The sequence below is a fragment of the Halorubrum alkaliphilum genome (assembly GCF_017873815.1).
Classification (GTDB): domain Archaea; phylum Halobacteriota; class Halobacteria; order Halobacteriales; family Haloferacaceae; genus Halorubrum; species Halorubrum alkaliphilum.
Genome location: NZ_JAGGKQ010000052.1, coordinates 1 through 2,410 on the forward strand (window position 1 = coordinate 1; position 2,410 = coordinate 2,410).

The 2,410-nt window shown below is 55.3% G+C and carries 1 protein-coding gene and 2 pseudogenes; 2 read left to right on the forward strand and 1 reads right to left on the reverse strand.

All coding sequences use genetic code 11. The features are described 5' to 3' along the window. Window positions 1-320 (reverse strand): annotated as a pseudogene (locus J2751_RS15370) (ISH3 family transposase); the annotation flags it as partial. 48 nt (window positions 321-368) lie between these two features. Between J2751_RS15370 and J2751_RS15375 the strand changes: the two are divergent. After that, a pseudogene (locus tag J2751_RS15375) lies at window positions 369-1,013 on the forward strand (IS5 family transposase); the annotation flags it as partial. A 568-nt stretch (window positions 1,014-1,581) separates the two neighbouring features. Beyond that, entirely contained in the window at window positions 1,582-2,238 is a 657-nt protein-coding gene (locus tag J2751_RS15380) for a 3'-5' exonuclease family protein (protein WP_209487325.1), read from the forward strand. Window positions 2,239-2,410: the final 172 nt, after the last annotated feature.

Below are 2,410 nucleotides of genomic sequence, written 5' to 3' on the forward strand. Positions count from 1 at the left end.
TCCACCGGTCGATCTGGAAGTGTCGCAAGCGCATCTCGCTGTAGGAGCATGTCCCCAACTGCCTCAACCGAGTCAAGCTCAAACTGCTCGGTGAGATGTCCCCGGACGGTGTTGGCGTGTGGTGAGTCGCCGGTCGTTTCGCAGACGTGGTTGATTGAGGTCCCGCCGGCGCTGGCGCCGGCGAGGACCTCGTACAACGTCTCTGTCGTGACCTCAACGTCATTACCGAGATCTATCGCAAGCTCTTCGTCGAGACTGTTGACGACAAAATTAAGCAGGTGCTCTTCTTCTATCTCGCTGTCTGCTTCGGTAGCTTCCACATCCTTCCCAAGCAGACACTTTCACTCAAACCCGATGTGATCGACTGAGACTACCTCAACGAGATGCCCGGTATTCTCGCCGTGTTTGATCTCGACGACGCACCGCACTACAGCTCGTTTTGTCGGTGGGAAAACGAGTACCGGATGCGTGAACTCCGCCGCCTGCTCCGCACTTCGGCGGAGCAGGCGGGCTGGAGTGGTGAAGCCGCGATTGATGCGAGCGGTTTCCAGCGCGATCAAACCAGCTACCACTACCGCGACCGTGCGAATTACTCGTTCCAGTCGATGAAGACGACGATCTTGATCGACGTGAACTCGCTGGCGATCAAGGACGTTCATTTCACGACTCAGAAGGCGTGGGACGGGCACATCGGGATGCAGGTCTTCCGCCGGAACGCGGAAGACCTGCGTGTGTTGTCTGCTGACGCGAACTATTCGTGGAGCGACCTCCGTGAGGAGTGTCGCTCCAACTCAACGCGACCGTTGATCAAGCACAGGGAGCAGACACCGCTGCAGAAGGCTCACAACGCCCGGATGAACGAGGATTACAACCAGCGGTGGATGAGTGAAACGGGGTTCTCGCAGTTGAAGGAAGACGACGGCGAGAAGCTGCGCTCCCGGAGCTGGCACGGCCAGTTCCGGGAGCTCACGCGGAAGTGCATCGTACATAACCTCACGCAGGCGGCGAGTTAGGCCTCGCCGCCTGCTCCCTTTCTCCGGACGTATCTGGGAGAGGCATCGCCGTCGTCACTGACACAACGAAGCAAGATACCATAGTTTTGACCCTTCGATAACCGCCGTCAGTAACAGCTACTGCATCTTCTGACGGTAAGAACGCGCCTCTGACAGCTTGAGACTACAAACAATCGACCCTACCTCGTCGCCGTCTTGCGTTCAACAAGGCAGGTCAAATCCTGTGTCGCTCGCTATCAGAGTAGTACTAGCGAGCCTGGCCGATATGGACAATTCCGAATCTGGAAGCATCATCACGACCAGTTGATAGCTGAAACCTCACAGTTCGATTCACGCACACCGATTTACTTTTTTGTCGTATATTCAGTCAGATATGGGATCGAAGAAGAGGTAGGGAAATTACTCGTACCTGCTGAGGTAGTTGACGATGTGCTTGATAACTGGTCTCTTGAAGAGCACGTGACGATGGGCGAACAGAGGACTCGTCAGATCTCGTGGCACCTCCTACTGAAGCGATTAGGCGTTTCGGCAGATCGATTCAAATCCGAGGACCTTATCGACCTCACAGATGAGTGACTCACGACTCACTCCAGTTGCGTTCGACATCGAGACCTCTGGATTCGATGCGGACGCTGTCATCACCGTTGCTGGGTTCGCGCACGGTCTCGGTGAATCGCTTATTCTCAATACTGGCGGCCACAGCGAGGTTGATCGCAACACACTGGTGAGGGCGCTTGATGAGGAGTCAACTGGGACAGCCCAACTCGACGTCGTTGCTGACGAGGGCGAACTCCTCGAGGAGGTCGCGTCGTTTGTCACGAACCAACTCGATGGTGACACTCACTACCTGACCGCATTCAATGGTGAGACGTGGAATGGTGGGTTCGATCTCCCCTTCTGTCAAACGCGATTTCTCCAACATGGACTACGATGGCCCTTTGGTGACATCGCGTACGCCGATATGATACAGGTGGTTGACCGCTTCAATACACAAGATCAGACTGATCTCGTTGGGGTGTATGATGTCCTTGTTGGTGAGGAGACGTGCGACCCGTTTGACGACAGCGCCGAAGCTGTGGATGCGTTCCAGGCCGGCGACTGGCTTCCACTCTGTAAGCACAATCTGGCCGACATCCAGCGAACCCGGAAGTTGGCTGAACTGGCCGGACAGTTTGTCGCCCAATCGGATTTCAAGATGAAAAATCTACAGCCACCACATCGATGAAGGGTTCACAATGGGAGAGATGGGCCACGAGATGCGGAACGACATACCGATGGTGAGGACAGCTAGGTATCTAACACCATCCGTCTTTAGCTAAGCGAAGAACCGCGTGACAGCAGCGGCTTATCGAGGCTACTTTTCGGAAGGAATGAGGAGGTGTCGAGTGTGTACAACG